We start from the raw sequence: 25,487 nt of genomic DNA, 5'->3' as shown, positions 1-25,487 counted from the left end.
TGCCCCCGGCGGCTGCCAGCAGCGTGGCCAGCATCCCGCGCGCCATGGTCTCGCAGCAGCTATCGGCCAGGCCGGCGCGGCTGTGCAAGAACACGCTGGGTTTGTTATCCGTCGTTGGCAGGCGCCCGGTGACCGCCGCCAGCGCTTGGCGATAATCTGCCGCAAAGGCCTGAGCACGGTCCTGCCTGCCCAGCAGCTCACCCAGCAGCTCCACACTGCGCGGCGTATTGCGCAGCGGCTGCTCGCGAAAATCGACAAAAACCACGGTAACGCCGGCGCGCTCCAGTTGCTCTACCAACCGCGGGTTATCCGATCCCGGCCCGTGGCCATGCAGGCTGAATACCGCCAGATCCGGCTGCAGCGCCAACACCTGCTCCAGGCTGAAGGTATCCGCCGCGCCTTGGCCGATAGGCGGCACCTCCGCCAGCGCCGGGTAACGCTCAATATAAGCAGCGTAAGTGCCAGGCGCGACCAGCGGCAGATCACGCGGCATGCCTACCAGCCGCTCCAGCACCGCATCGCCTTCGAGTACCGCCAGTACCGGTAACAGCCGCCCTTCGCCCAGCACGATACGCTCGACCTTGGCCGGGGGCGTGAGCGCACGCCCGGCCAGGTCTTCCAATGCCAACGCCGGCAACGTCAGCCCCCATAACGCAATCAACCCGGCCAGAAACCGGCCGGGTTGCCACCGTTGCGCAAACATCAGAAGCGCATTGCCACGCCAAGGCGGATCTCGCGACCCGGCTCGTAGGAACCAATGATGCCCTCGTAACCCGGTATCGACTGGAAGTCTTCGTTGCTGGCGTGATCGAGATACTGCTTGTCGAGCAGGTTCTTGACCGTCAGTGACAAGGTCAGATCATCACTTTGCAGCGGCAGCCAGCTGGCGTAAACGTCATGTACACCGTAACCGGGTTTGTCGATTTCACCGACGCCGGTATCTACCGAGTCCAGGCGCTCAACGAAGCGACCCTGCCAGCCCAGTTCCAGCGACTCGGTCACCCGGTAGTCGGCACTGGCCACCCAGGTATCACCGATACTGGTGCCCAGACCGTTGTGCTCGTAAACGTTGAGATCTTCACCATCGATGGTGGCATCGTTATGGTGATAGCTCAGGCCAACACTGACGGCATCCCAGTGGTAGGCGGTCTGCACCAGATAGCCCTTGGATTCCAGATCACCGGCGTTGATGAACATCTGCGGGCGCGGCACCGGATCGGCAATGGCATCCTTGATATCCGTGCGATAGAGCTTGCCCGACAGCAGCCAGCCGCCTTTCGCGTAGTCAAAGCCGATCTCGTTGGTGCGCGCCTCTTCCGGTTTCAGGTCAGGATCCAGGGTGGCGGTTTCGGCCTTGAAGCCGTCGCGCACCTGCGGCCCACGGAAGGCACCAGTATGTGCTGCGCGCAGGTTCAGGTTCGGCGTGATCTGATACGCCAGACTGGCGTTGGGGCTGAAGCCCGACTCGTCAAAGCTCTGGCCGTCGGCACTGTTGAACTTGTAGGTATCGTAACGACCGCCGAAGCCAAGCAACCAACGCTCTGCCAGTTGCCAGTAGTCTTGCGCATAGATGCCATAGACCTTGCCGTCCTGTTCCTGCTCGGTCGGGTTGGTGCCTGGACCGGCGGTAATTTCGTCCCGACGATAGTCCACCCCGTAGGCCAGTTCATGGCCGCCCAGCAGACTGGTGTTGCGCAAATCAGCGCCCCAGGTCTCGGCTTCGGCTTCGTACAGGCCCCAGCGACCGATCACGTTCTGCTCCAGATGATTACTGGTCTGATAGGCAGTCAGTTTCAAGTCCAGGAACGGATTGCTTTCCGGGTTGAATTCATACCCTAGATTCCAGGTTTCGCGGTCGTTGGTCAGTGGATAGGCCGGGTTGAAGTCACTGGTGACCCACTGCGGGCGCTGGTTACGCTCGCCATCATCCTCGCGGCGCTCGTAACTCAGGCGGACAGTCTGCGAGTCGGTCAGATGGCCCACCAGCTTGGCGAAACCCAGTTGCTGACGCGACGCGGTGCCGGTAACGGTAGTGCCATTACCGTCCTCGTAGTCGTTCTGATCCTGATAGGTCCCCATCAGCATGGCTGACCAGTCATCGGAGAAGCGCCCAAAGAGCGTGCCATTGGCCTTGTAGCCTTCGGCGTTGCTGAAATACCCCCCCTTGACCAGCGCGCCTACCTGTTCGCCGGGGCGCAGCAGGTCTTCCGGGTCTTTGGTAACAAACTTGATCGCGCCGCCCAGTGCACCAGGGCCGGCCAGCGCGTCTGTGGTACCAGCGCGGACGTCCACTTCCTTCAGCAATTCCGGCTCTACGTTGATGCGACCGGTGTGGTGAAAGGTTTGCCCGGCCTGTTGAGCGCCATCAATACTGATGTTCAGCAGGGTGTCTTCCAAGCCTCGCATATACAACTTCTGCGCCACGCTGTGGCCGCCGCCCACGCTGACTTCCGGCTGTGCGGCAAACACGTCTTCCAGGTCAGCCGCCTGAAAATGTGCCAACTCCTCGGCCGTGACGTTGCTGCTCTGGTAAAGGCGCTCGCCTTTGATTTCCATGGCCGGCAATTCGGTCGGCTCGGCGGCATGCACATTGTGGACGGCAAGCGCCAGGGCAACACTGGCAGCGAGACGAAAAACCACCGCAGTGCGCGGCATAGTGAACTCAGACATGCTACTTCCTTGAATGCGTCTTCATGGGATTGAATCTCAATTGAACTGCATTCTCATTTGTCTGAGCAGCTACGCAAACCACTTTTACATTTGTTACGTTTGCGCTGTCTCGCGCGGCAAACGTATCTCGATTACCAGCCCGCCCTGGGCACCGTTGCTTGCCGAGAGGCTACCGCCGGTCGCTTGCACCTGCCTCCGCGCCAGTGCGAGGCCTAGACCAAAGCCGCTGCGTCCCTCGTTGCTGCCGCCTGGCAAGCGGAAAAACGGCTGGAAGATACGCTCCAGCATGTCACCCGGCACACCTGCGCCGCCATCGGCTACGCTCAATAACCAGGCGCCGGACCGCTCCGCCAGGCTGACCTGCACACTGCCGCCGCGCGGTGTATGGTCCAGCGCGTTACGCACCACGTTCTCGATCGCCTGGCCCAACGCGCGATGGCTGCTGTTGCCTAGCCTGGCGCTGGCCGGCAGCTGCACGTGCAGCTGATGCTGTGGATATTCAAAACGCGCGTCATCAACAATGCTGTCGACCAGCTCGGTCAAGTCCAGACTCTCGTCGCGCAGCACCGGGCTCTCGTTTTCCAGCCAGCTGAGGGTCAGGGCATCTTCCACAAGATGGCGCATGCCGTTGCATTCGCCGCGGATGCGATCAAGCAGCAGTTGATCGCCCTGTTGCTGCTCCGCCAGGCTGACCGCCATCTCGATACGCGTTAGCGGGGTACGCAGTTCGTGGGACATGTCCGAGAGACGCTGACGCTGGTGCTCGATCAACTCCTGGGTGCGCTCAGCCATATTGTCAAAAGCCCGGGCCAGGCCTGCCAGTTCATCCTTGCGCGCGCCCAACGCGGAACCGACCCTGGCGCTGTAATCGCCTTCGCTGAAACGCCGGGTGGCAAGTTCCAGTCGCCGCAACGGATGCATCAAGTGGCGGTAAAGCAGCAAACACACCACCAGCAATACCGCGAACGGTAACGCCACCTGCAGCAGCATGCGCGAGGGCGACCAGTAATTGCCGGGCCGCATGCGCTCAGGCAGCTGGATTACAAAATGCGTGCGGCCATCGCTGAACGGCAGGTCCATGGTCGGATTTTCCGCGAAGTACAGATGTATCTTCCAGGACACATCGCGGCCCAGCCCAAAGCCTTCGATAAAACGTTGCGAGAAAGTGCTGCCGGCAATGGGCGTAAGGTCAGACTGAATCACCGCCGCCCAGGTGTCTTCCTGCTCCTGCACACTACGCAGCCACTCGCTCAACGCCTGCTCGTTACCGGCCTTGTAGAGCGCTTCGGCCTGCGCGCCATAGCTGCGCAGGGTGCGCTGGTGCGACTCGGCAATGAAGCTCATTGCCTCCTCGGTCTCCCATATGAGATGCGAGAGTACCCAGAACAGCGCCAGCATACCGAGCACCAGCGTGGCACAGAGCTTCCACCACAGACGTCGATTCATGCGAACAGATACCCGCGCCCGTGCAGGGTTTGCACCGGGTCAGCCAGGCCGGCATCGGTCAGACGGCGGCGTATGCGACTGATGTGCATATCCAGGCTGCGGTCGTAGCGACTGAACTCCCGGTCCAGTACCACGCGATAGAGGTAGGGCTTGGTCAGCACCTCGCCGCGCTGCGCCACCAGTTGCCAGAGCAAACGAAATTGAATGGCTGTCAGATCCAGCAGGTTGTCACCAACGAGCGCCTGCTGCTGCACACGATCCAGGTGCAAGTCACCGGCAGACAAGTGCTCGGCTTCGCCCTGTCGGGCCACCAGCGGCGGTCGAGTGCGGCGCAATACAGCGTCGATGCGCAATTGCAGTTCTTCCAGGCTGAACGGTTTGGCCAGATAATCGTCCGCGCCGTGGCGCAGGCCGCGAATGCGCTCTTCCTCGGCGCCGCAGGCCGTCAGCATGATCACGGGCGTCTGCTTTACCGCGCGTAGCCGTTTGAGCACGCTAAACCCATTAAGGCCGGGTAGTTTCACATCCAGCAGCACCAGGTCCGGCTCGCTGGCCAGTGCCCGCTGCAGCCCGGCCGGCCCCTCGTGCTGGCAATCAATGGCATAGCCGCCGTGATGCAATAACTGACTCAGCTGCCCACTGAGGGTGCGGTCGTCTTCGATGATCAAGATGTTGGCCAATTGCGCGGCCATGCGTAGCCCCCCCCTTAACTGAGAATGCTTATCATATACACATATGGTTTTTTGTCATCTCCGGCGCAACTCTCACACCGCACCAAAAAAGAACGCAGCACCAAATTAGTGCGACCACTACCTTGACAATTGCCCGCAAAACCTCGTCAAACCTCTGTCACTCTTAATAAGAAATAATATAAACAGCTGATTTAACGTCACTTTTTTTGACAATGCATGACATTGTCAAACTCTGGCACGGTCCCTGCTCTGCCCTTGATGCCTACAAGGCAGCTACCCGCGACGGACAGGAAACCGATGACTCGCTCATATCAGGGGCACTACCCAGGATCACCACAGCCGCAGCACTACGCTGTAGCGCTGCCGCGTCAAACCCGCCCCCGGTTCCCGCTTAGCGGTACATCCCGTAGCCACCAGCCCATCCGGTTGGCAGCGCGCGCGGATGCTCTGCGTATGTTCTGCAGCAGCCAATCCCATTGGACTGACTGCCTGATGCTGTCTCAACACCAATCACTGGACACAATCACAACAATGGAGATGTACCCATGAAACTGAAGAACCTGGTCAAGAAGGCCGGCGCGCTGGGCGTCGCTTGCAGCATGGCGCTGGGTGCGCTGAGCGTGCAGGCCGAGGAAACCATCAAGGTCGGCGTACTGCACTCGCTGTCTGGCACCATGGCCATTTCGGAAACCACGCTGAAAGACACCATGCTGATGCTGATTGAAGAGCAGAACAAAAAAGGTGGCCTGCTCGGCAAGAAGCTCGAACCGGTCGTAGTTGACCCGGCCTCCAACTGGCCGCTGTTTGCCGAGCGCACCCGCGAGCTGCTTGAACAGCACCACGTGGACGCCATCTTCGGCTGCTGGACCTCGGTCTCGCGCAAATCCGTATTGCCGGTCATTGAAGAGCTGAACGGCATGCTGTTCTACCCGGTGCAGTACGAAGGTGAAGAATCCTCCCGCAACGTGTTCTACACCGGCGCCGCGCCGAACCAGCAGGCGATCCCGGCCGTTGACTACCTGAAGGACGAACTCGGCGTTGAGCGCTGGGTGCTGGCCGGTACCGACTACGTGTACCCGCGTACCACCAACCGCATTCTGGAGGCCTACCTCAAGGCAGCCGGCGTCGCGGAAGAGGACATCATGATCAACTACACGCCCTTCGGTCACTCCGACTGGCAGAACATCGTGGCTGAAATCAAGCGCTTCGGCAGCGCTGGCAAGAAGACCGCTGTGGTCTCGACCATCAACGGTGATGCCAACGTACCTTTCTACCGCGAACTGGGTAACCAGGGCGTATCCGCTGAAGACATCCCCGTGGTGGCTTTCTCGGTCGGTGAAGAAGAGCTTTCCGGCATCGACACCACCCCGCTGGTTGGCCACATGGCTGCCTGGAACTACTTCATGAGCGAAGACACCCCCGAGAACGAGGCCTTCATCAAGACCTGGCACCAGTTCATCGGCGATGAGAAGCGCGTTACCAACGATCCGATGGAAGCGCACTACATCGGCTTCAACATGTGGGTGAAAGCGGTTGAGAAAGCCGGCACCACCGACACCGACAAGGTGATCGACGCCATGGTCGGCGTGGAAGTGCCCAACCTGACCGGTGGCACCAGCAAGATGCTGCCCAACCACCACATCACCAAGCCGGTACTGATTGGCGAAATCCAGGATGACGGACAGTTCCTGACCGTATCCAGCACCGATGATTTGGTTCCCGGCGACGCCTGGTCCGACTACCTCGAAGGCAGCAAGGATCTCAAGTCCGACTGGACGGCACCCATCAGCTGCGGCAACTACAACACCAAAACCAAAACCTGCCTCGGCGCGCAAGCCGAATAACAAGCAGGACAGACCGCTGGCGGCCTTCACCGCCAGCGGCGTTCGCAGCAGCGGCACGCCGCTGCTGTCTTGATTGCCCCCGAAACACACCTTCAGGACCGCAGTTATGAACCCACGTTGCCGCATCACACCCCGGCATACTGCTCGCTTTCTGCACGCTGCGCTGCTCTGGCTGTTCTGCTTCAGCCTGTTGCCGCTGCACGCGAGCGCGCAAGGAATGGAAACACCCCCAGACTCTCCGCCCGAAGCCCAAACCGACGCCGTGCCTGCCGCGCCGCACGGCTTCGAGCAACCCAGTTTCGAACAACTGGTACAACAACTGGCCGGCGGTAGCCTGCGTGACCGCGCCGCCACCGTGCAACAGCTCTCCAGCCAGAGCGATGAACGCCTGGCCGATATCTTCAACGCCCTGGTCAGCGGTGACCTGCTGGCCAACAAGGACAAGCCACCGCTTGTGGCGATTCGGGACGGCGACCGCCTGACGGACGCCCTTACCGGCGCCGAACTGACTGACAGCAAGGGGCTACGCCGCATTCCGGTAAACAACAGTCTGCGCACCCAGTTGCGCGGCCAGGTGGCGCAACTGAACCTCAACCACCCCAACACCGACAAGCGCTACGCCGCCGTGCAGCGATTTATCCGCGACGGCGTGGATGCCGAGACCGCCGCCTTGCTGCGTGACCACCAGCAAGTCGAAGAGTCGGGCCGCGTACAGGATGCGATCACCACGGCCCTGGCGGTCTATCAACTGCAGTCGCCTGAACGCGATGTGCGCCTGGGCGCCATCGATGAACTCAGCGGGTCGCTGGAGCAGGAGGCGCGTAATGCGTTGCGCGGCATTGCCGAGAACGATGCCGACGCCGAACTGCGCGCCGCCGCCGCCGAGGCCATCGAGTCCATTCAGGGGCGCATCAGCTTCTACCGCTTTGTCGAGAACCTGTTTTTCGGCCTGAGTCTGGGCTCAGTTTTACTGCTGGCCGCCATTGGCTTGGCCATCACCTTCGGCGTGATGGGCGTGATCAACATGGCCCACGGCGAGCTGATCATGATTGGCGCCTACACCACCTGGGGTGTGCAGGTGCTCTTCCCCGATCTGATCGAGTGGAGCCTACTGATCGCCATCCCGGCCGCCTTCCTGATCACCGCACTGGTGGGTATTGCCATTGAACGCGGCGTCATTCGCTTTCTTTACGGCCGCCCGCTGGAAACCCTGCTGGCTACCTTCGGCCTGAGCCTGGTATTGCAGCAGGCGGTACGTACCCTGTTCAGCCCGCTCAACCGTTCGGTCAGCTCACCGGAGTGGATCAGCGGCACGCTGAGCATCAACCCGGTGCTGTCGATTACCTACACCCGCCTGTACATCCTGATCTTCGGCCTGATGGTGTTCTTCGCGCTGATGCTGGTGATGAAGCGCACCACGCTAGGCCTGAAGGTACGTGCCGTGTCGCAGAACCGCGCCATGGCGCGCGCCGTCGGTGTGCGTTCCAGCTGGGTCGACGCCCTGACCTTCGGCCTGGGTTCCGGCGTGGCCGGGGTAGCCGGCGTGGCGCTGTCGCAGCTCACCAACGTTGGCCCCAACCTGGGCCAGGCCTACATCATCGATTCCTTCATGGTGGTGGTGTTCGGCGGTGTGGGTAACCTCTGGGGCACCCTCGTCAGTGCCATGAGTCTGGGCCTGATCAACAACTTCCTGGAACCCTACGCGGGCGCCATGTTGGCCAAGGTACTAGTGCTGATCATGCTGATTCTGTTCATTCAGAAAAAGCCCAAGGGACTCTTCCCGCAGAAAGGACGGGCGGCGGCCGACTAGCAGGCTGTTTAAAAACGTAGGCGAGGCAGCCAGCGCAAGGCGAAAACAGGCGAAAGAGCGGAGTTTACAAGCGGTAAATGAGCATCTTGAGCCTGTTTTTAACGCCGCGATGGCAACGCAGGTAGTTTTTCAGCAGCCTGCTGATAGCCGAGCCATCCATAGCTAGCCGAATTCAACGAGGGAAGAAGTATGCTTACCCAACGACTGTTACTCAGTGATCGGGGCGGAATGCTGGTGCTGGGCCTGGTGGTCCTCATGGCAATCGTCGTGCCGATTCTCAACCTGGCGGTGCCGAGTGATTCACCGCTGTACGTTTCCAACTTTACTGTCGCCCTGCTCGGCAAGTTTCTCTGCTTCGCCTTGCTCGCGCTCTCGGTCGATCTGATCTGGGGCTACGCCGGCATCCTGTCGCTCGGCCACGGGGCGTTTTTCACGCTCGGCGGCTACGGCATGGGCATGTACCTGATGCGCCAGATCGGTGACCGCGGCGTGTACGGCCACCCCGAGCTGATGGACTTCATGGTGGTGCTCAACTGGCAGGAGCTGCCCTGGTATTGGCAAGGCTTCGACATGTTCTGGTTTGCCATGCTGATGGTGCTGCTGGTGCCGGGCCTGCTGGCCCTGGTGTTTGGCTGGCTGGCGTTCCGCTCGCGGGTGACCGGCGTGTACTTTGCCATCATTACCCAAGCGCTGACCTACGCGTTGATGCTCGCCTTCTTCCGCAACGAGATGGGCTTTGGCGGCAACAACGGCCTGAACGACTTCAAGGAAATCCTTGGCTTTGATCTGGCCGCCAAGGCGACGCGCGTAGGCCTCTTTATTGCTTCGGCCATCGCCCTGGTGATCGGTTATCTGGCTTGCCGCTACATAGTGACCTCGCGCGCCGGCCGGGTGATCGTCTCGATCCGCGATGCCGAGAGCCGCACACGCTTCTGCGGCTATCAGGTGGAGTCCTACAAGCTCTGGCTGTTTGTGTTCTCGGCCATGCTGGCCGCCGTAGCCGGCGCGCTCTATGTGCCGCAGGTGGGCATCATCAACCCCGGTGAGTTCTCGCCGCTCAACTCCATCGAAATGGTGGTGTGGGTCGCCACCGGCGGGCGCGGCACTCTATTCGGCGCCATTGTCGGTGCTTTCAGCGTCAACTACGCAAAAACCTTCTTTACCACCTTCTCGCCGGAAACCTGGCTGTTCATTCTCGGTGGCCTGTTCGTCTTGGTCACACTGCTGCTGCCCAAGGGCATTGTCGGCCTGTTTGATCGCCTGCGCCGCAAGGGAGACAAAGCATGAATCCGCTTAACAGTTTGCGCGAAACCTGGCGCAAGGATCAGGTGTTCGACATCGTCCAGCCCACGCCGACCTTCGACAAGTCGCTGGATACCAAGCACGGCCCGATCCTGTATGTCGAAGACGTCAGCGTCAGCTTTGATGGCTTCAAGGCGCTGAACAACCTCAATCTGTACATCGATGACGGCGAGCTGCGCTGCATCATCGGCCCCAACGGCGCCGGCAAGACCACCATGATGGATGTGATTACCGGCAAGACCAAGCCTGACACCGGCAGTGTCTACTTCGGCCAGCGCATCAACCTGCTCAAGCTGTCCGAGCACGAGATCGCCCGTGGCGGCATTGGCCGCAAATTCCAGAAGCCGACCATCTTCGAGGCGCTCTCGGTATTCGAGAATCTGGAACTGGCGACCGCGTCCAACAAGCACGTGTGGTACACGCTGAACCACCATCTCAGTGGCGAACAGCGCGACCGCATTGATGAAGTACTCACCCAGATCGGCCTCACCAGCCACTATCAACAGGAAGCCGGCGCGCTCTCCCACGGCCAGAAACAGTGGCTGGAGATCGGCATGCTGCTGGTGCAGAACCCGCGCGTACTGCTGGTGGATGAACCGGTCGCCGGCATGACTGGTGAAGAGGTAGAACACACCGCCGCCCTGCTCACCTCGCTCAAGGGCCGCCATTCGGTGATCGTGGTCGAGCACGACATGGCCTTTGTGCGCTCCATTGCCAACAAGGTTACGGTGCTGCACCAGGGCTCGGTCCTGGCCGAGGGCAGCATGGACCAAGTGCAGAGCGATCCGCGTGTGGTCGAAGTTTATCTGGGGGAATAAGGCGTGCTGAACATTCAAGGCATCAACCAGTACTACAACCAGAGCCACATCCTCTGGGATCTGGATCTGGAACTGAAAGAAGGCAGCTGCAGCTGCCTGTTGGGGCGCAACGGCGTGGGCAAAACCACGCTGCTCAAATGCATCACTGGGCTGCTACCGGTGCGTGACGGGCAAATGAGCCTCAAGGGGCAGGACATCACCCGCATGAGCACCGAAAACCGCGCCCGTTCCGGCATCGGGTATGTGCCACAAGGGCGTGAGATCTTTCCGCTACTGACGGTGGAGGAGAACCTGAAAATCTCCCTCGGCGCACGGCCAGACAAAGCGCGGCAAATACCGCCACAGATCTACGAGCTGTTCCCGGTACTGAAGGAGATGAAGCACCGCCGCGGTGGCGACCTGTCCGGCGGCCAGCAGCAGCAACTGGCCATCGGCCGCGCGCTGGTACTGGACCCCAAGCTGCTGATTCTGGATGAACCCACCGAGGGCATTCAGCCCAACATCGTGCGCGACATCGGCGAGGTGATCCGCAAGCTGAACAGCGAGCTGGGCCTGACCGTGCTGCTGGTCGAACAGAAACTGCCCTTCGCCCGCCGCGCCGCCGAGCACTTCTTTATCATGGAACGTGGCCGGGTAGTGGCCAATGGCGAGATGACCGCACTGGATGACGAACTGATTCAGCGTTATCTGACCGTCTAACTACCTGCGTTAGAGGGCCAGACACGGCCCTCTAACACTGTTTTGCCTAGCAGACGCCACCTGCATCACAAAGCCTCAATGACGCCCTTGCCCGTGCGCCCCGGCTAATCGACCATGCCGCCTCACTCGCACACAAGGACCTCCGTATGCTGGGTTATCGCCCACCTGCAGTCGCACTATCTCCAGGACCATCACGCCCTCGGCACGCCGCTCCCCCGCTGCGCAAAAGCGCCTTCATGCACCCCTACGCCATGACCGAAGGCGCAGTAAAAGAGGCCGAAGACCGCGTTCTGCGTTGCCTGGTATTTTCCCCGCTGACCTTCCCATTTAGCGCACCCGCGCTGCTCTTCAGGGCCGGTCTGCACATCTGCAGCGCCGCGCTGCTGGATACTGCGCTGCTGCCAGCCGAGCTGCAGAAAAGCCGGCAATCCACGCGCGCCATACCCTGAGCAGCATTTATAACGGGTTATTCACCCGTCGCGCCGGGCTTGCCTTAATCAAACGACTGTTCGACACTGGCTGCCGCTTTTTTAAGCTGTGCACACGCATCAGTAACCATTCACTCGTAAACCATCAGGGGACAACCCATGAGCGATATTCGTTTTGACGACAAAGTCGTCATCGTAACCGGCGCCGGCGGCGGCATCGGCCGCGCCCACGCCAAACTGTTCGCCAAGCACGGCGCCAAAGTCATCGTCAACGATCTGGGTGGCAGCGCCAACGGCGAAGGCGCCAACAGCGATGCCGCGCTCCAGGTGGTTGAAGAAATCAAGGCTGCCGGCGGCACCGCCGTTGCCAACCCCGACAACGTAATCGACGGCGACAAGATCGTTCAGTGCGCGATGGACAACTTCGGCCGCGTTGACGTCGTCGTCAACAACGCCGGTATCCTGCGCGACAAGAGCTTCGCCAAGATGACCGATGCCGACTGGGACCTGGTCTACCGCGTACACGTTGAAGGCGCCTACAAGGTGACCCACGCTGCCTGGCCCTACATGAAGGACAGCAACTTCGGTCGCGTGATCTTCACTGCCTCGACTTCCGGCATCTACGGCAACTTCGGCCAGGCCAACTACGGCATGGCCAAGCTGGGTCTGTACGGTTTCACCCGTACCCTTGCCATCGAAGGCCGCAAGAACAACATCTTCGTCAACGCCATCGCCCCCACCGGCGGTACGCGCATGACTGAAGGCCTGTTCCCTGAAGGTGCATTTGAAAAGCTCAAGCCCGAGCTGGTCAGCCCGCTGGTTGCCTTCCTTTGCTCCGAAGACTGCAAAGAAACCGGCAGCCTGTTCGAAGTCGGCGGCGGCTGGATGGGTAAAGTCCGCTGGGAGCGTTCACTGGGCATCGGCTTCAACCCCGATGAAGGCTTCACCCCGGAAGACGTTGCCGCCAACTTCGAGCAGCTGTGCAACTTTGAAGGTGCCGTGCATCCCAAGGACAACATCGAAGCACTGCGTGAGTTGATGGCAAATATCCAGAAATTTGCCTAAGGCTCATTTCTGGTGCAGCAAGCGTTAAGCTGCAATCAGATCGCTAGAAGCTAGTGTTGAAAAGCCCGCCCCTGTGCAACTGGAGGCGGGCTTTTTGTTTTGTCTGGGCTAGGATAGCCGGGGCGGCTCTACTCAAGGAGATGTTATGGCCAGACGTTGGACTCAGGATGATTTGCTTATCGCGCTAGGCTTGTATTGCCTGCTGCCATTCGGCCAGTTTCACCGACGGCAACCCCTGATTATCCGCGCAGCAGAGAGCATGCAGCGCACGCCCGATTCAGTGGCCATGAAACTCAGCAATCTCGCCAGTCTGGACCCCGAGATTACCGTTAGCGGAAGAAAGGGGTTAGCTGGCGCATCCGAACTTGATAGGCAGATGTGGGGCACCTTCACCAGCAACACCGAATCGATGATGCCCCTAGCGGAGCAAGCCTTGGCCTCCGCGCTCGGCGACACCAACAGCTCAGAGGTAAAGCCGCCCTCATACTATGAGGCAGATCACTTTGCCAAAGTCAAAGTTCGCAAAGGCCAGAACTTATTTCGTAGCGCAGTCCTGTCGGCCTATCAGAACCAGTGTTGCATCACCGGCCTGAGCGACAACCGCTTTCTAATCGCCAGCCATATTCGCCCATGGCGCGCCGACAACACAAACCGCCTCAACCCCCACAATGGACTGTGTCTGAGCCTCATACTCGATAAGGCTTTCGATTGCGGATTAATCACCGTCTCAGACGACTACAGACTGGTGATTTCCAACAAACTGCGCACCCAAGAAAGTAACCCGTACATGGCTGCAACGTTCTTCGCTTACAAAGACGCTCCGCTGCGCCTGCCCGATAAATTCTCGCCAGATGCCACTCTGCTGGCTTGGCACCGCAATCACATGTTCGCCGGCGACCCTCTCTAGCTTCCCATACAGCGTCCAAACAAAAACCCCGCGCCGTTACCGACGCGGGGTTTTCATTTGAGGCTTACAGCTGTGTAAAGCATAGCGTGCTTTAGACGTAAAACGCCTCCAACGGCGGGAAACCATTGAACTCAATCGCGCTGTAACTGGTGGTGTAGGCACCGGTCGAGAGCCAGTACATGCGATCACCAATGGCCAGGTTCAGCGGCAGGCCGTATTTGTAGTTTTCGTACATGATGTCGGCGCTGTCGCAGGTCGGGCCGGCAATCACGGCCTCTTCCAGTTCGCCCTGCTTTTCGGTCCAGATCGGGAACTTGATGGACTCGTCCATGGTTTCGATCAGGCCAGAGAACTTGCCCACGTCGGTGTAGACCCAGCGCTCCAGCGCGGTGTGCGACTTGCGCGACACCAGCACCACTTCACTGACCAGAATACCGGCGTTGGCGATAAGCGAGCGGCCGGGCTCGAGGATGATTTCGGGCAGCTCGTCGCCAAAGTCTTCCTGCAGGAAGCGGGTGATTTCTTCCGCGTAGGTCTGCAGGGTGTTGGTCTTGGTCAGGTAGTTGGCCGGAAAGCCGCCACCCATGTTGATCATCTTCAGGGTGATGTTGTCCTCTTCCTTCAGGCGCTCGAAGATCACCTTGACCTTGGCAATGGCCGCATCCCAGGCGCCGATGTCGCGCTGCTGCGAACCCACGTGGAAGGAGATGCCATAGGGCTCCAGACCCAGTTCCTTGGCCAGCACCAGCAGGTCCATGGCCATATCGGTCTGGCAGCCGAACTTGCGCGACAGCGGCCAGTCGGCGGTGGTGGAGCCTTCGGTCAGGATGCGGACATAGATTTTCGAGCCCGGTGCGGCCTTGGCGATGTTGCGCAGGTCGGCTTCTGAGTCAGTGGCGTACAGGCGCACACCCTTCTCGTAGAAAGCGCGAATGTGACGGGCCTTCTTGATGGTGTTGCCGAAGCTGATCTGTTCGGGCTTGACGCCCAGCGCCATGACCTTTTCCAGCTCGTAGATCGAGGCGATGTCGAAGTTGGAGCCCTTGTTTTTCAACAGCTCAAGCACTTCGTTGGACGGGTTGGCCTTGACCGCGTAGTAAACCTTGCCAAACGGAAAGCCGGTGACCAGCTCATCGTAGGCGCGATCGATGGTTTTCAGGTCAACGACCAGAAAGGGGGTTTCGTGCTGCTCGGCGCAATCCTTGATACGGCTGAAGGTCTCACGGTCGAAATAATCATCAAGCTTAATAGACATGGCGTCGGCTCCAAAGCATAAGTTCTGGTTGCGGACCGCGTGGGGGCAGGAAGATCAGAGGCAGGGCAGACACACGCACCAAGGCCCCTGCAGGGTGCAGAAACCATGAGGCACGCTTTCCGACGGAAGCGACTCTGAACGCTATTAGCCAACACACAACCCGGGGGTGCGAACGTCTGATCAGTATCCCCACTTTGGTTCGCCTACTTCCCAAGGCGTGCGCCGAAAGCAATAAGTCCGCCTTAAAGCCGCGGTCTTGCTGTCTCGTCGTCAGTACTTGAGCCGTATGGATCGTGCCAGCCTCAACGTTCGGAGCGAACCATAAAACCAAGTGACCTTAGGGTCAATAGTAGGCAAAAAAATAGGACTGCTTACCTAGAGACCCGCGGCGTGCGGTGAGGGTTCAATATAGGCATTGCCAATATAAATACGAACCTTTATCATTCGCGCCTCAAATTTTATTCGGAGCATATCGTGAGCACTGAAGCCACCAGCACCGCCTCAGACGAAGCCGTCACCACCGCCTCCAACCCCGATGTTAGCGCCGCCGCTGATACCCTGACCGGTTTTGCAACCGCCAGCACCGACCCGACGCAGCTCCCCGCGGAGGCCATGGTAAACAGTCTGCATGACAATGCTGTGGCATCGGTCAGCATGATTGAAACCCTCAAGGGTTGGCTGGTGGTGGGTGGCCCGGTAGTGTGGATTCTGCTGGCAATGTCAGTGGTAGCGCTGAGCATCCTGCTAATCAAGCTATGGCAATTCAACTTCCCGCGCCCCGAAGGAACCCGCGCTGTAAACCGCAGCCTGTCACTGTGGCATAAGGGCGATGCCGAAGGCGCCATAGCGCAGCTCAACACCCGCCAGACAGTCCCCGCCGTGCTGCTGCTGGCCATGCGCGGCATGCGCAGCGGTACCGATCACGACCTGCTGCGAGAAGAGCTCCAGCGGGTGGGCAGCTATCGTTTAAATCAGCTCAAACTGCTGTTGCGCCCCCTGGAAGTGATCGCCAACCTAGCGCCGCTACTGGGTTTGCTGGGCACGGTGCTGGGCATGATCGAAGCCTTCCGGCAAATGGAAGCTGCCGGCAGCCGGGTTGACCCGTCCATTCTCTCCGGCGGTATCTGGCAGGCACTGCTGACTACCGCGGTGGGTCTGGCCGTTGCGATTCCGGTAGTGGCGATTCACAGCTGGCTGGAGCGCCGCGTCGAGCGCATCGCCGCCAGTCTGAATGACGCGGTAACGCAGGTATTTACCCACCAGCCCAAGCCGCAGCACAGCGCAAAGGTTGCCAATGCAGCTTGAGGCCTTCCCGGGCAAAAAACGCCGTGGCATCAGCCTGACACCGCTAATTGACGTGGTGTTCATCCTGCTGCTGTTTTTCATGCTGTCCTCCGACTTCATGCACTGGCGGCAGATCAGTCTGTCGTCGGCTAACGAGACCGAGAGCAAGCCCGATAGCGTCATGCTGATTCGTATCGAAAGCGACACTGGCGAACTAAGCCACGACGGAAAACGCTATGCGCTGCAGGACTTGTCGGCACTGACCGCACTGGTCGCCGAAGACCCCGACGCCGTCTACGCGGTCGAGGCAGTCGCCGGCGTGCGCACGCAAACTCTGGTTAGCGTACTCGACCAGCTGCACAAGGCGGGCGCCGATAAGGTGTCGATGACCGGGGTGCTGCCATGAACTTCACCGGGCAGGAAGCACCCCGCAAGGACAACAGCGACGACCAGCTGATTCCGTTGATCAACATCGTGTTTTTGATGCTGATTTTCTTCATGGTCGCCGGACAGATCAGCGAGCAGGATGCGCAGTACATCGCGCCGCCAGAATCGATCAGCGAAACCCCCATTGATCCCGATGCACCAAGGGTGTTGATCGACGCCGATGAGGTGCTCTGGCTGAACGATCAGGAAATCACCCTGGAAGCGCTGGAGGCGCCGCTGGTGGCGGCCTTTGAGCAGGCCGCCGACCCGGAACAGTTCAGCATTGCCGTCAAGGCCGACGGTGACGTGCCGGTAGAGACTTTGCAGGCGGTTATGCGCAGTATCAAAGCGGCCGGATTCCGCCGTATTACGCTGCTGACGCAGCCCAGTGGTGAAGCATCATGATTCGTCCGCATCATTGGTTGATCGCGCTATTGATCGCGGCTGGCGCGCACCTGATTACCTTTGCCGTGCTGGCATACAGCAAACCGATCGGCGACGCGGCAGACGCCGGCCAACAAGGCATCGAGATTGACCTGGGTATGCTGGGTGATCTGGGCGAAGCCCAGGAGACCGAGCAGCCGGAAGAGATCGCGCCGCCCGCACCGCAGGTAGCACCGCCGCCGCCCCCGCCACCGCCGCCAGCACCACCGCGCCAGCAAGCCGTGGCGCAGGTAAAAACACCGCCCAAGCCAAAGCCCGAACCCGAGCCGGTGCGTGAGCCAGTGCAGGAAGAGCAGCAGCCGAACAGCGCCCCGGAAACGGTCGAGACCGGTCAGAGCCAGACCGACACCAGCCAGCGCAAGCAGACTACCGGCACCGGCAACGCTGCCACTGCCGGCGGCGTCAGCAGCGCGACCAAGTCCTACCACTCGATGCTGGCCTCCAAGCTTGCGCGCTACAAGCGCTACCCGTCGGCTTCGCGGCGGCGCAACGAGCAAGGTACGCCCGTTCTGCACTTCGTTGTTGCCCGTGACGGCTCGGTAAGCCAGGCAAGCATTCGCACCAGCTCGGGCTTTCAGCGTCTCGATGATGCTGTGCTCGATATGCTCAAGCGCGCTTCGCCGCTGCCTGAGTTCACCGCCGACATGACCGAGCAGCAACTGAGTATCACCATTCCGGTGGAGTTCAAACTGACTGACCGCCGCTAGGCGGTCACCTCACACAATAAACCAGCCTGATAAGCAGAAACCAAGAATCGCGGCCCCGCCCGCAGGCCAACCCGGCCCCTGACCGCTCCGACAGAGAGCAGGCAGTGGGCGCCGTCCGGATGAGCCAGGGAACCAACCAGCTAGGAAAGAGAGCATGTCACAAACCCTACGTACCGCCGCAGGCGCCACCAACACTGAACTGACCCTGCGCAAGCACCCTGGTCATCGCGTTATGGCGACCTCACTGGCACTGGCCATTTCCGGCGCCATGGTCGGCCAACTGCACGCCGCTGATGAAGAGGTGAACCTCGACACCTTGGTAATTGAAGACGCCGGCATCCAGGCCGAAGCCAACCCATACGCCGAAGAAGCAGCGCCCTACAAGGCCCGCGTACTGTCTGACAGCCGTCATACCCGCGAGATTGCCGATACCCCGCAGACCATGACGGTCATCACCAAAAGCGCCATCGAAGACTCCGGCAAAACCGAGCTGAAAGACATTCTGGCCGCCCAACCGGGCATCACCCTGGGCACCGGCGAAGGCGGCAACTCCTTTGGCGACCGCTACATCATTCGCGGCTATGAAGCGCGCAGCGACATTTACACCGATGGCCTGCGCGACCCAGGCTTGATCACCCGCGAAACCTTCGCACTGGAGCAGATCGAAATCGCCAAAGGCCCCAGCTCCACCTTTGCCGGCCGCGGCTCCACCGGCGGCGCGGTCAACAGCGTGACCAAGAAAGCCAATATCTGGGACGACTTCACCACGGTAGAAGGCGGCCTGGGCACCGATGCCTTCCAGCGTTACACCCTGGACACCAACAAGGTGCTCTCCGATGAGCTGGCGATTCGCTTCAACGGCCTGTACACCGAAGCCGAAGTGCCCGACCGCGCGCCTGCCGAGAAGCGCCGCGAAGGCGCCCTGCTGTCCGGCGTTTACCAGCCGCTGGATGAGTTCAAGGTGCTGGCGGATTACTACTACGCTCGCAGTGATGATCGTACCGATCCTGGCACCTTCATGAACAATGGCAAGCCGGATGACGACGCCAAGTACGTTGGTCAGAGTGGGCTGGACTTTCAGGAGACTGGTGCTGACATCTTCACCCTGGGCTTCGAGTGGGAGCTGGGCGACGGCGTCAAGCTGGAAAACAAGAGCCGGGTCGGCTCAACCGAGAACAGCTATATCGTCACTGCCTACAGCTCGCGCAGCGGCGGCACCCGCAGCTTTGGCGGCTGGCAGGAGAATGACTACCTCGGTAACCAGACCAACCTCACGATCGATAAGATGTGGGGCGATGTACGCCACACCGTGATCGTCGGCGGCGAGTACGCCAACGAGCAAACCGATGCTGGCGGCTATTCTGCGACCCCCAGCAGTGTCGTTGTCGATCCCTACAACCCTGACAACAACGCCTGGAGCGGCACCACGCGCCGCAGCGACAAGCAAAGCGATCTGGAGCTGGAAACCCTTTCTGCGTACGTGATGGACACGGTCACGCTCAACGACGACTGGGAAGTATTTGGTGGTGTGCGCTACGACCGCTTCGATTACGCCCTGGATACCGCAGAACGCACCGGCCGCGGCGGTGTGATCATTCCGGCAGCCTCGTACGAGTACGACGACGGTTTCTGGAACGGCCACCTGGGTGTCGTCTATTCGCCCTGGGAGCACGGTAACGTCTATCTCAGCTGGAGTACCTCTTCCAACATCAATGGCGGCGAAGCCGATGCCGCTGCCAGCTGTGGTTATGGCGGCCTCTGCGTCGACGATGCAGGTAATTACGCCCAGGCAGAACCTGAGCAATCCACCAACTGGGAACTGGGTACCAAGTGGAACCTGCTGGATCATCGCCTGCTGCTGACCGCAGCAGTATTCCAGACCACCAAGGACGACGTGATCGAAGGCGGTAACGACTCCTACCAGACCGGCGGTAGCCTGAACACCGGCAAGAACCGCGTTCACGGGGTTGAGCTGGGACTGGCTGGCAACATCACCGACAAACTGAGCGGCCAGATTGGTGCAGCGGTAATGAATTCCGAGACCCTGGAATCCTTTAACTCGGCCAACGAAGGCCTGCCCAAGGCCAACTTCGCCGAGAAGAGCGCCAACGCGCAGCTGCGTTACCAGTTGACGCCCGCCTTCGGATTCGGTGGCGTAGTGACCTACTCCAGCGAAATCTACGGCGGCCAGCCGGATGCCGGCGCCAACGGCAATATCGAGCTCGACGGTTACACCGTGTACGACCTGTTCGCCAGCTATCGCTTCAACGAGCAGTTCGATCTCCGTGCGAATGTGCAGAACATCTTCGACGAGGACTACTACACCGCGGTTTACCGTGGCGGCAGTATCGTCTACAAGGGTGATGCCCGTAACGCTCAGCTGACGGCACGCTACAAGTTCTAAGCGCACATCAGGCTGAAACCAGCGGCGGCGAGGACAACTTCGCCGCCGCTCTATTGTCAGGGGAATGAATGTGATTATTCCGATTGCAGGCGTATTCAGCGCCGAGGATGTCGGCAAGATCCGCAGCCATCTGGACAACTGCGCCGACTGGCAGGACGGCAACGCCACGGCCGGTGGCCAGGCCCGTCAGGTCAAGCAGAACCAGCAACTGCCGCTGGACAGCAAACTGGCGCAGCAGTTGGGCGACATCATTCTCAACACCCTCTCGCAACACCCCACTTTCATCTCGGCGGGCCTGCCGCTGAGACTCTTTCCGCCGATGTTCAATCGTTACCGCAGCGGCGAAACCTACGGGCTGCACGTGGACAACGCGATTCGCTATGTACCCGGCAACCCCAACCCGATTCGCACTGACCTGTCGGCCACCCTGTTTCTCTGCGACCCGCAGGAGTACGAGGGCGGCGAACTGGTCATTGAAGACAACTACGGCGCCCAGCGCGTGAAGCTCAACGCCGGTGACCTGGTGCTCTACCCGTCTACCAGCCTGCACAGCGTCACCCCGGTGACCACTGGGGCAAGAACCTGTGCGGTGTTCTGGTTGCAGAGCATGGTGCGCAACAACCAGCAGCGCGAGACCCTGTTCGAGCTGGACCAAAGCGTACAGGCGCTGACCAGCGAACTGGGCGCCCACCACGACGAGGTGGTGCGGCTATCCGGCATCTATCACAACCTGATTCGTCAATGGGCGGATACCTGATGTCTGCACCCGAGACCCCGCGTGCGCCGCTGAGCGCCATTCCCGCCGATCTGGTCAGCGTGGCCGATTACGCGCGCTACGCCCCGACGTTTATCCCGCACCCGGTAATGGAATACATCGCCGGCGGCGGCGCTGATGAACTCAGCCTGAAGCGCAATCGCAACGCGCTGGATGCATTGCAGATACTGCCGCGCGCCCTGGTCGACTGCACCGCAGGCGGCACCCATACCCAGGTACTGGGTGAGCGGCTGCGCCACCCGGTGCTGCTGGCCCCGGTGGCTTTTCAGACGCTGGTGCATCCCGAAGGTGAGCTGGCCACGGCCGAGGCGGCCAGCGTGCTGGAAACCGGCATGGTCGCCAGTACCCTGTCGAGTGTCAGCCTGGAGGCCATCGCCGCGCGCTGCAGCGCGCCCAAGTGGTTCCAGCTGTACATGCAACAGAGCCGAGACTTTACCCTGCAGCTGGTGCGTCGCGCCGAAGCGGCCGGTTATACCCAGTTAATGGTGACGGTAGACGCCCCCTTGCACGGCATTCGCAACCGCGCGCAGCGCGCGGGATATGTGCTGCCGCCCGGCGTGGAAGCAGTCAACCTGAAGGACCGTCCGCCGCTGCCGAGCGCCAGCTTCGAGCCAAGCCAGAGCATCGTTTTTCAGGGCATGATGAGCGAGGTGCCCAAGTGGGATGACATCGCCTGGCTACAGCAGCAAACCCGCCTGCCAATTACCCTCAAGGGGCTGCTGCACCCCGCCGACGTGCAGCGCGCACAGGACATGGGGCTGGCCGGTGCGGTAATTTCCAACCACGGCGGCCGCACGCTCGACTGCGTACCCAGCCCCATCGAGATGCTGCCGCAGATTCGCCAGCGTGTGGGCCAGGACTTTTGCCTGCTGCTGGACGGTGCCATCGAACGCGGTACCGATGTGTTCAAGGCACTGGCCCTGGGAGCAGACGCCGTGCTGCTCGGCCGCCCCCAGCTGTATGCACTAGCGGTGGCCGGCAAGCTGGGTGTGGCACACATGCTGCGCATCCTGCGCGAAGAGCTGGAAGTGACCATGGCGCTGGCCGGCACGCCGACCATTGCCGATATTACCGCCGAGGCCCTGTTGCCGCGCTGAGCACCAGGCTCAGGTGCCTTCCGGGCGCCGCTGACGTTCATACAGAAAAGTCAGCACCTCGGAGCGCAACTGGTTATAGCGTGGGTCACTGGCCAGCGCCAGACGATCACGCGGCCGCGCCAGATCCACTTCAAGTACCTCGCCCACAGTCGCCGACGGGCCGTTGGTCATCATCACGATCTTGTCGGACAGCAACACCGCCTCATCCACATCGTGGGTCACCATGATCACGGTGTTGTTCAGATCGCTCTGAATCTCCATGACCGAGTCCTGCAAATGCGCGCGGGTCAGGGCGTCCAGGGCGCCAAAGGGCTCATCCATGAGCAGTACAGAGGGCTCCATTGCCAACGCCCGCGCGATCCCTACACGTTGCTTCATCCCGCCGGAAATCTCGGAGGGATACTTGTGAATGGCATGGTCCATGTGTACCAGCTTGAGGTTGTACTCAATCCATTCACGCATCTCTTTCTTGTTCTTGCGGCCCTTGAATACGGCTTTAACCGCCAGTTCGACGTTCTGGTAACAGGTCAGCCAGGGCAGCAGCGCGTGGTTCTGGAACACCACGGCACGTTCCGGGCCCGGCTCGTTGACCTCCCGGCCGTTGAGAATGGCGCCGCCTTCGGTGGCCTGTGCCAGCCCGGCGACAATATTCATCACCGTGGACTTGCCGCAGCCCGAGTGGCCAATGATGGAAACGAACTCGCCCTTGGCAATCTTCAGGTTGACGTTGTTCAGCGCGCGGAACGGCCCCTTGCGCGTCGGGAAGTCGATGGAGACCCCAGACAACTCCAGGAAGCAGCGGCTCCGGTCAGTACTCGATTGTGCGCCCTGCTGGTCGCTTGATTCGGTCATTTTCTCTGCCACATTCAGCTCGCGTTTGAGCATTTGCACGACGGACATGGTGTCACCTCGTATTCGTTGGTGTGGAACGGGTTCAGTGGCCGGCCGGCTTCTGGTGCGACAACAGCGCCTGCAGCGTGGTCATCAGCCAGTCCAGCAGAAAGCCGATAATGCCGATGGTGATCACCGCCACCATGATGCGGCCGAGCGAGTCGGAGCTGCCGTTCTGGAATTCATCCCAGACGAACTTGCCCAGGCCCGGGTTCTGCGCCAGCATCTCGGCGGCAATCAGCACCATCCAGCCCACCCCGAGGGACAGGCGCAGGCCGGTGAAGATCATCGGCAGCGCCGCCGGAATGGCGATCTTGAATACCTGGGTGACCCAGTTCAGACGAATCACCCGGCCGACATTGATCCAGTCCTTGTCGATCGAGGCTACCGCCACGGCGGTATTGATCAGCGTGGGCCAGAGCGAGCACAGGGTCACGGTCACGGCCGAGGTAATAAACGACTTCTGAAACAGCGGGTCGTCGCTGATGTAAACAGCGCTCACCACCATGGTCACGATCGGCAGCCAGGCCAGCGGTGAGACCGGTTTGAATATCTGCACCAGCGGGCTGATGGCGCCATACAGTTTGGGGCTCAGACCGCAGGCCACGCCCAAGGGAATGGCGATCAGACTGGCCAGCAGAAAACCGGTAAACACCGTGACCAGACTGGTGCCAATCTGATCAATGAAGGTCGGCTTGCCGGTGTAGTCGCGCCACTTGATCTCGGCGTCCGGATTGGCGGCCAGCTTCTTGGCGTTACGCTCCTCCTGCCGCGCGTAGAAGGCATCGGCTTTCTCGCGCTGCTGCAGGTGCTCGTCATACAGGTTGGTCGCCTGATGCCAGACGGCGACCGGGCCCGGCAATACGCCAAGGCTGGTTTTTACCTGCGCCGCGCCGGCCGACCACAGGGCCAGAAACACCAGCAGCGCGATCAGCGGCAAACCCACCTTGTTGAACAGATCGGCGGCCTGCTCGCGCACGTCTTCGCCTTTGCACAGCTTGACCATGGGCACCATCCAGGACAGCCCCGCCGTCTCCATGTAGCCAATCAGTTTGTTGCTCATGCGATCACCTCCATCGGTTGCGCGTCGGGTGGCGGCGCGGTAGGCCGCCCTGTCCCGGTTCAGATCTGGTCGTCACCCTTGAGGCCGATCTCGAACTGCTGCAGATAGGCGTTGGGTTTGCTGCCGTCGTAGGTCACCTTGTCGATGAACTCGGACTGCGGCGGCTTGAAGCCGGACTCGCTGGCAAAATCAGGGAAGGCGGACGCCGGAATCTTGCCCTCGGCGATCAACTCCTTGGCGGCCTCGGCGTAGATATCCGGGCGATAGACTTTTTTGGCGATATCCATGTACCAGCTGTCTGGCTGGGCTTCGCCAATCTGGCCCCAGCGGCGCATCTGGGTCAGGTACCAGATGGCATCGGAGTAGTAGGGGTAAGTGGCGTTATAGCGGAAGAACACGTTGAAGTCGGGAACCGAGCGCTTGTCGCCTTTCTCGTACTCGAAGGTACCGGTCATGGAGTTGGCGATCACCTCGGCATCGGCACCCACGTAGGCCGATTGCGAGAGGATTTTCACCGCTTCGCCGCGGTTGGCGTTGTTGTCCGCATCCAGCCACTCGGCGGCGCGAATCAGTGCCTTGACCACGGCAATGTGGGTATTGGGGTTTTCATCCGCCCACTGCTGGCTGACGCCAAAGACCTTTTCCGGGTTGTTCTTCCAGATTTCGTAGTCGGTGATCACCGGCACGCCAATGCCCTTGAAAACCGCCTGCTGGTTCCAGGGCTCGCCCACGCAGTAACCGGAAATAGTGCCGGCTTCCAGCGTCGCTGGCATCTGCGGCGGTGGCGTGACCGAGAGCAACGCATCGGCATTGATCTGGCCCGAGGTGTCACCCTTGGCCGGCGCGTAGTAACCGGGGTTGATGCCGCCCGCCGCCAGCCAGTAGCGCAGCTCGTAGTTGTGCGTGGAAACCGGGAACACCATACCCATGTTGAATGGCTTGCCGGCCGCCTTGTACTGCTCGATTATCGGTTTGAGCGCGGCGGCGCTGATCGGGTGCACCGGCTTGCCGTCAGCGTCCATCGGGATGTGCTTTTTCATCTCTTCCCAGACCGCATTGGACACGGTAATGCCGTTGCCGTTGAGGTCCATCGAGAAGGCAGTGATCACATCGGCCTGGGTACCAAAGCCGATGGTGGCACCCAGCGGCTGGCCGGCCAGCATGTGCGCACCATCCAGCTCGCCATCGATCACCCGGTCGAGCAGCACCTTCCAGTTGGCCTGGGCCTCCAGGCTCACATACAGGCCTTCGTCTTCAAAAAAACCCTTTTCATAGGCGATGGCCAGCGGCGCCATGTCGGTCAGCTTGATAAAGCCGAATTTCAGCTCTTCTTTTTCCAGGCCTTCTACCGCCTGGGCGCTGTGCAGCGGCAGCAAGCTGCCAACCGCGAGCGCGATAGCCAACGACAGGCCTGCACCAAAGGTCTTGCGGGTAAATTGCTTCATGGGATATCTCCGTTC

General features: G+C 60.6%; 23 protein-coding genes. 15 read left to right on the top strand and 8 right to left on the bottom strand.

What is annotated here, in order from left to right; translation table 11 throughout:
* The 4 genes from V7747_RS17715 to V7747_RS17700 all read right to left on the bottom strand — a co-directional run.
* The coding region (locus V7747_RS17715) for an ABC transporter substrate-binding protein (protein ID WP_335617335.1) at positions 1-703 on the bottom strand (703 nt) is incomplete at its 3' end.
* A complete protein-coding gene (locus V7747_RS17710) occupies positions 703-2,670 on the bottom strand; it encodes a TonB-dependent receptor domain-containing protein (RefSeq protein WP_335617334.1) in 1,968 nt (655 codons plus the stop codon). The genes V7747_RS17710 and V7747_RS17715, both read right to left, overlap by 1 nt.
* Positions 2,671-2,763: 93 nt before the next feature.
* Positions 2,764-4,116: a sensor histidine kinase gene (locus tag V7747_RS17705; RefSeq protein WP_335617333.1), complete on the bottom strand. Its 1,353-nt coding sequence runs from the start codon at positions 4,114-4,116 to the stop codon at positions 2,764-2,766.
* The gene (locus V7747_RS17700) at positions 4,113-4,808 is read right to left on the bottom strand and encodes a response regulator transcription factor (protein WP_335617332.1); all 696 of its coding nucleotides are present in this window, start codon (positions 4,806-4,808) and stop codon (positions 4,113-4,115) included. The genes V7747_RS17705 and V7747_RS17700 overlap by 4 nt, the downstream gene beginning before the upstream one ends.
* A 545-nt stretch (positions 4,809-5,353) precedes the next feature.
* Between V7747_RS17700 and urtA the strand changes: the two genes are divergently transcribed.
* From urtA to V7747_RS17660, 8 genes are all read left to right on the top strand, one after another.
* Positions 5,354-6,652, top strand: a complete 1,299-nt coding sequence (gene urtA / locus V7747_RS17695) for an urea ABC transporter substrate-binding protein (protein WP_335617331.1) — start codon at positions 5,354-5,356, stop codon at positions 6,650-6,652.
* Between the two features lie 106 nt (positions 6,653-6,758).
* On the top strand, positions 6,759-8,462 hold the full coding sequence (urtB, locus tag V7747_RS17690) for an urea ABC transporter permease subunit UrtB (protein WP_335617330.1): 1,704 nt from the start codon (positions 6,759-6,761) through the stop codon (positions 8,460-8,462).
* Positions 8,463-8,690: 228 nt separating this feature from the next.
* Positions 8,691-9,749, top strand: coding sequence for an urea ABC transporter permease subunit UrtC (urtC, locus tag V7747_RS17685; RefSeq protein ID WP_335617338.1), 1,059 nt, complete (start codon positions 8,691-8,693; stop codon positions 9,747-9,749).
* The gene (urtD, locus tag V7747_RS17680; RefSeq protein WP_335617329.1) at positions 9,746-10,582 is read left to right on the top strand and encodes an urea ABC transporter ATP-binding protein UrtD; all 837 of its coding nucleotides are present in this window, start codon (positions 9,746-9,748) and stop codon (positions 10,580-10,582) included. The genes urtC and urtD overlap by 4 nt, the downstream gene beginning before the upstream one ends.
* 3 nt (positions 10,583-10,585) lie before the next feature.
* Positions 10,586-11,281: an urea ABC transporter ATP-binding subunit UrtE gene (gene urtE, locus V7747_RS17675; RefSeq protein ID WP_335608492.1), complete on the top strand. Its 696-nt coding sequence runs from the start codon at positions 10,586-10,588 to the stop codon at positions 11,279-11,281.
* 236 nt (positions 11,282-11,517) lie between these two features.
* Positions 11,518-11,730, top strand: a complete 213-nt coding sequence (locus V7747_RS17670; protein WP_335617328.1) for a hypothetical protein — start codon at positions 11,518-11,520, stop codon at positions 11,728-11,730.
* Between the two features lie 138 nt (positions 11,731-11,868).
* Positions 11,869-12,774 carry an SDR family oxidoreductase gene (locus V7747_RS17665; RefSeq protein ID WP_335617327.1) on the top strand — a complete coding sequence of 302 codons (906 nt, stop codon included), beginning with the start codon at positions 11,869-11,871 and terminating at the stop codon, positions 12,772-12,774.
* Positions 12,775-13,033: 259 nt separating this feature from the next.
* Complete coding sequence (locus V7747_RS17660; RefSeq protein ID WP_335617326.1) at positions 13,034-13,681, top strand: HNH endonuclease; 648 nt, start codon at positions 13,034-13,036, stop codon at positions 13,679-13,681.
* A 91-nt stretch (positions 13,682-13,772) separates the two neighbouring features.
* Here the strand turns inward: V7747_RS17660 and V7747_RS17655 are convergent, their stop codons facing one another.
* Complete coding sequence (locus tag V7747_RS17655; RefSeq protein ID WP_335617325.1) at positions 13,773-14,936, bottom strand: type III PLP-dependent enzyme; 1,164 nt, start codon at positions 14,934-14,936, stop codon at positions 13,773-13,775.
* Between the two features lie 474 nt (positions 14,937-15,410).
* On the opposite strand from V7747_RS17655, the gene V7747_RS17650 reads away from it, so the two are divergent.
* The 7 genes from V7747_RS17650 to V7747_RS17620 all read left to right on the top strand — a co-directional run bounded on the left by V7747_RS17650 (position 15,411) and on the right by V7747_RS17620 (position 22,073).
* Positions 15,411-16,241: a MotA/TolQ/ExbB proton channel family protein gene (locus tag V7747_RS17650; RefSeq protein ID WP_335617324.1), complete on the top strand. Its 831-nt coding sequence runs from the start codon at positions 15,411-15,413 to the stop codon at positions 16,239-16,241.
* Complete coding sequence (locus tag V7747_RS17645) at positions 16,231-16,626, top strand: ExbD/TolR family protein (protein WP_335617323.1); 396 nt, start codon at positions 16,231-16,233, stop codon at positions 16,624-16,626. The genes V7747_RS17650 and V7747_RS17645 overlap by 11 nt, the downstream gene beginning before the upstream one ends.
* Positions 16,623-17,051 carry an ExbD/TolR family protein gene (locus V7747_RS17640; protein WP_335617322.1) on the top strand — a complete coding sequence of 143 codons (429 nt, stop codon included), beginning with the start codon at positions 16,623-16,625 and terminating at the stop codon, positions 17,049-17,051. Before V7747_RS17645 ends, V7747_RS17640 begins: the two co-directional genes overlap by 4 nt.
* A complete protein-coding gene (locus V7747_RS17635; protein ID WP_335617321.1) occupies positions 17,048-17,797 on the top strand; it encodes an energy transducer TonB in 750 nt (249 codons plus the stop codon). The genes V7747_RS17640 and V7747_RS17635 overlap by 4 nt, the downstream gene beginning before the upstream one ends.
* Before the next feature lie 154 nt (positions 17,798-17,951).
* Complete coding sequence (locus V7747_RS17630) at positions 17,952-20,201, top strand: TonB-dependent receptor (protein WP_335617320.1); 2,250 nt, start codon at positions 17,952-17,954, stop codon at positions 20,199-20,201.
* Positions 20,202-20,271: 70 nt separating this feature from the next.
* The gene (locus tag V7747_RS17625) at positions 20,272-20,958 is read left to right on the top strand and encodes a Fe2+-dependent dioxygenase (protein ID WP_092288421.1); all 687 of its coding nucleotides are present in this window, start codon (positions 20,272-20,274) and stop codon (positions 20,956-20,958) included.
* Positions 20,958-22,073 (top strand): alpha-hydroxy acid oxidase, encoded by a 1,116-nt coding sequence (locus V7747_RS17620; RefSeq protein WP_335617319.1) that lies wholly within the window; start codon positions 20,958-20,960, stop codon positions 22,071-22,073. Before V7747_RS17625 ends, V7747_RS17620 begins: the two co-directional genes overlap by 1 nt.
* A 9-nt stretch (positions 22,074-22,082) precedes the next feature.
* On the opposite strand, the gene V7747_RS17615 is transcribed toward V7747_RS17620, so the two are convergent.
* The 3 genes from V7747_RS17615 to V7747_RS17605 form a co-directional block, all read right to left on the bottom strand.
* Entirely contained in the window at positions 22,083-22,925 is an 843-nt protein-coding gene (locus V7747_RS17615; protein ID WP_335617337.1) for an ABC transporter ATP-binding protein, read from the bottom strand.
* Between the two features lie 82 nt (positions 22,926-23,007).
* Positions 23,008-24,027, bottom strand: a complete 1,020-nt coding sequence (locus V7747_RS17610; RefSeq protein WP_335617318.1) for an ABC transporter permease — start codon at positions 24,025-24,027, stop codon at positions 23,008-23,010.
* Between the two features lie 59 nt (positions 24,028-24,086).
* Positions 24,087-25,472, bottom strand: coding sequence for a CmpA/NrtA family ABC transporter substrate-binding protein (locus V7747_RS17605; RefSeq protein WP_335617317.1), 1,386 nt, complete (start codon positions 25,470-25,472; stop codon positions 24,087-24,089).
* Positions 25,473-25,487: the final 15 nt, after the last annotated feature.

It is taken from the genome of Halopseudomonas sp. (assembly GCF_036960865.1).
Lineage (GTDB): Bacteria > Pseudomonadota > Gammaproteobacteria > Pseudomonadales > Pseudomonadaceae > Halopseudomonas.
This window is presented reverse-complemented; position numbering and strand designations above follow the sequence as displayed.